Source organism: Mesorhizobium sp. M7A.F.Ca.AU.002.02.1.1, from assembly GCF_003998535.1.
GTDB classification, from domain to species: domain Bacteria; phylum Pseudomonadota; class Alphaproteobacteria; order Rhizobiales; family Rhizobiaceae; genus Mesorhizobium; species Mesorhizobium ciceri.
This window is the reverse complement of record NZ_RZPB01000569.1, coordinates 1-3981: the sequence shown is the minus strand read 5'-3', so window position 1 is coordinate 3981 and position 3981 is coordinate 1. Positions and strand designations below refer to the sequence as shown.

The following is a 3981-nucleotide window of genomic DNA, read 5'->3' as shown; positions in this document are numbered from 1 at the left end:
GTTCCTGGCATCGAGCGAGGCTGTCGGCTCGTCGAGCAGCAGGATCGGATGCTCGGTGATGAAGCCGCAAGGGACAAGGCGCGCGCCTTGCTGGCGCAGCTCAACCTGCCGGAGAAACTCTGGGCTTTGCCGCCTGCGACCTTCTCCGGCGGCGAGCAGCAGCGCGTCAACATCGCGCGCGGCTTCATCACCGAGCATCCGATCCTGCTGCTCGACGAGCCGACAGCCTCGCTCGATGCCAGGAACCGCGATGTCGTGATCGAACTCATCGCCGCCAAGAAGGCTGCAGGTGTCGCCCTGCTCGGCATCTTCCATGACCACGATGTACGCGAGGCGGTTGCCGACCGCATCATCGACGTCACCGCTTTCGCGCCCGGAAAAATCGCCGCATGACCAGGAAATTGTCCGAGACGCCGCTGGTCCACCCGACGGCGGATGTACAGAATTCGACGCTCGGCCGCTGGACCGAGATCGCCGACCGTAGCCGGGTCTCGGAAAGCGAACTTGGCGACTATTCCTACATGATGCAGGACTGCTCGGTCTGGTGTGCGACGATCGGCAAGTTCGCCAACATCGCGGCCAGCGTGCGCATCAACGCCACCAACCACCCGACCTGGCGGCCGACGCTGCATCACTTCACCTATCGCGCCTCGGACTACTGGGACGATGCCGAGCACGAGAGCGAATTCTTCGCCCAACGCCGCGCCAAGCGGGTCACCATCGGCCACGACACCTGGCTTGGTCACGGCTCGACCATCCTGCCCGGTGTCACCATCGGCGATGGCGCCGCGGTCGGCGCCGGCGCTGTCGTCTCGAAAGATGTAGCGCCCTATACGATCGTCGCCGGCGTGCCGGCAAAGCCGATCCGCGAGCGCTTCGATCGCCGCACGGCCGAACGCTACCAGGCGCTGGCCTGGTGGGACTGGGACCATGCAAGGCTGCGGGCCGCGTTGGATGACTTCCGGGAGCTCGAGGCCGAGGCGTTCTTGGAGAAATATGGCGGATAGCGACGCCAGGAACGGGCTGTCACTGACGCTGGGCAGCGGGGGCAAACCGCCCCCGCCCCTGCTATCCGCATGACGTGCCTCTCGACACCGGCATCGACGCCATGACGGCCCTTGTCTGGAACGCCTGAAGGACGGCCTCGCCATCGCCGGCGCGCGACGGGCGAGTATATGCGCATCAAGTGGTGCCGTCTGGCCACCGGCGCCAGCTCGCCAGGCCTGCATTCCACATCACCTTCGACTGCTGATCCTGGGCCGGCCGCAGACTCCGGCCTGTGGAGCGTAACAAAACTGACATCATCGCGACACGGCAGGTTCATGTGGCTGCGTTAGGCGAGAGCCTGACGATCAATGGTCCCGGACTGGAACCTGCCCCCATGCCAGCAAATTCCGCCACGCTCGAAATCCGCGGTGTCACCCGACGATTTGGCAAGAACACTGCCGTCAGCGACATCAACATCGCGATCCCGCAGGGTCAGATGGTTGGCATTATCGGCCGTTCGGGCGCCGGCAAATCAACCCTCCTTCGCATGATCAACCGTCTCATCGATCCCAGCCAGGGGTCGATTTTTTTTGACGGCGCCGAGGTCTCGAAGCTGAGCGGTTCGCCGCTGCGGCGCTGGCAGCGTGACTGCGCCATGATCTTCCAGCAGTTCAACCTGGTGCCGCGCCTCGACGTGCTGACCAATGTGCTGCTCGGCAAGCTGAACCACCGCTCGACCATCACCAACCTGTTCGGCATGTTCTCCCGCGCCGAATGCGCCGAGGCGGTCGCGGCACTCGAGCGGCTCGACATCGTCCGCACCGCGCTGCAGCCCGCCGGCACCTTGTCGGGCGGCCAGCAGCAGCGCGTCGCCATCGCTCGTGCCATGATGCAGCAGCCCAGAGTGATCCTCGCCGACGAGCCGATCGCCTCGCTCGACCCGCTCAACGCCAAGGTGGTGATGGATTCGCTGCAGGACATCAATTTGCGCGAAGGCATCACCGTCGTCACCAATCTGCACACGCTGGACACCGCCCGCACCTACTGCAACCGCATCATCGGCATGGCTGCCGGCAAGGTCGTCTTCGACGGCCCGCCGGAAGAGCTCAACCGCGAGGCGGTGCGCCTCGTCTACGGCGCCGACAGCAATGGCCAGGAAATCTCCGAGGCCATCACCTCGACCAGCGTTGCCTTCAGCCGAAAGATCGCCGCATCCGCCGGACCGCTCGAGCCCGCATTCCCGGGATATTGAGAGCGGTTGGGATCGCCAGCCCACGTCAAGGGCACCTGTCAAAATCGATAACGCTGCCGGCGCGGGGCCGGAACCTACAGGAGAAATATCCAATGTTCAGGAAGATGGTCTTTGGCGCCGTTTCGGTGCTCGCCATGGCGACCAGCATGGCCCATGCCGCCGACATGAAGGAATTTCGCGTCGGCATTCTCGGCGGCGAAAACGAAACCGACCGGCTGCGCAACTACCAGTGCCTCGCCGACCATTTGAAGGCCGAATTCGGCTTCGAAAAGGTCTCGCTGTTCCCCGCCGCCGACTATGACGGCGTCATCCAGGGCCTGCTCGGCGGCACGCTCGACTTCGCCGAACTCGGCGCTTCCGGCTACGCCAGCGTCGCTCTCAAGGACCCGAAGGCGGTCACCCCGATCCTCACCACCCAGCAGACCGACGGCGCCACCGGCTATTATTCGATCGGCCTGGCGCTGAAATCCTCCGGCATCACCGACATCAAGTCGGCCAAGGGCAAGAAGCTCGGCTACGCCGATCCGGATTCTACCTCCGGCTACCTGATCCCGCTGACCCAGATCCCGAAGGATACCGGCGCTTCGAACGAAACCTTCTTCGCCTCGACCCAGTTCAACGGCGGTCACGAGAACAACGTCCTGGCCGTGCGTGACGGCAAGGTCGACGTGGCGGTGGACGATTCTTCCGGCATCGGCGACTTCAAGGACGGCTACACCTCCGGCACCTTCCACAAGGAAGTCGCCAAGGGCGCCGTCGACCCCAACGACTTCGTCGAAGTCTGGCGCTCGGGTCTGATCCCGAACGGCCCGCTGGTCGTGCGCACCGCGCTCGGCGACGAAATGACCGCCAAGCTCGCCGACTTCTTCACGCAGTTGCCGAAGAAGGACAAGGCTTGCTTCGAAGGCGTCGAGGGCGGCGACTTTACCGGCTACGTCCCGGTTAAGGCGGACTTCTACAACGTCATCGTCGAAGCCCGTAAGGCAGCCATCGGCGGCTAACGGCGAAACCAGGAAGGGCGGCGTCGAGAAAACGCCGCCCTTCTTGCATGTCCGATCATGACCCTTTCCGTGACAGCCCCTTCCGGCGCCACTCACCAGATGGCCGACGCCTGGCGTCGCCAGACGTCCTTGCGCCGGCTCTACACCGCCATCGGTGTCGGCCTGCTCATCACCGCGCTCGGCAGCACCATGTGGTTCGCCGACGAGGCCAATGCCGGGCATTTCTTCGACCGGTTGCCGCATTTGCTGGATTTCCTGAGCTGGCTCGTCCCCAAGGACTGGAACGATGTCTGGCGGGCGATGTTCGACATCACTTCCCCGCATGACACCGGTACCCAGGAATTCAATTTTCCGCTTGGCCGCGCCTATGTCTGGGGCAGCTTCTACATCCCCGAATATTTCGAGCTGATGCTGACCACGCTCAACGTGGCGCTGGTCTCGACCTTCATCGGCTTCGTCTTCGCCGTGCCGTTCTCCTTCATCGCGGCGCGCAATTTGACGCCGCATCCGGTGCTGCGGCTGATCGTCAAGCGCCTCATGGAACTGCTGCGCGCCTTTCCCGAGATCGTCATCGCCGGCCTGTTCGCCGCCATCGTCTCGATCGGCCCGATCGCCGCCATCATCGCCATCGGCCTGCATTCGATCGGCGCGCTGGGCAAGCTGTTCTACGAGATCAACGAGAACATCGACATGCGCGCCGAGGAAGGCCTGAGGGCCGTCGGCGCCAACTGGTTCTGTCTC

At 64.0% G+C, this 3981-nt stretch carries 5 protein-coding genes; all 5 read left to right on the top strand.

From position 1 onward, the window contains the following. On the top strand, window positions 1-393 hold a 393-nt coding region (locus EN879_RS26895), incomplete at its 5' end, for an ATP-binding cassette domain-containing protein (protein ID WP_245493873.1). Beyond that, window positions 390-1007, top strand: coding sequence for a DapH/DapD/GlmU-related protein (locus tag EN879_RS26890; RefSeq protein WP_063169038.1), 618 nt, complete (start codon window positions 390-392; stop codon window positions 1005-1007). The genes EN879_RS26895 and EN879_RS26890, both read left to right, overlap by 4 nt. A 374-nt stretch (window positions 1008-1381) precedes the next feature. Then, the gene (gene phnC / locus EN879_RS26885) at window positions 1382-2239 is read left to right on the top strand and encodes a phosphonate ABC transporter ATP-binding protein (protein WP_063169039.1); all 858 of its coding nucleotides are present in this window, start codon (window positions 1382-1384) and stop codon (window positions 2237-2239) included. Window positions 2240-2331: 92 nt separating this feature from the next. Next, window positions 2332-3240 carry a phosphonate ABC transporter substrate-binding protein gene (gene phnD, locus EN879_RS26880; protein ID WP_063169040.1) on the top strand — a complete coding sequence of 303 codons (909 nt, stop codon included), beginning with the start codon at window positions 2332-2334 and terminating at the stop codon, window positions 3238-3240. Window positions 3241-3297: 57 nt separating this feature from the next. Continuing rightward, window positions 3298-3981, top strand: a 684-nt coding sequence (locus EN879_RS26875; RefSeq protein WP_164774597.1) for an ABC transporter permease, incomplete at its 3' end; no start/stop codon positions are given.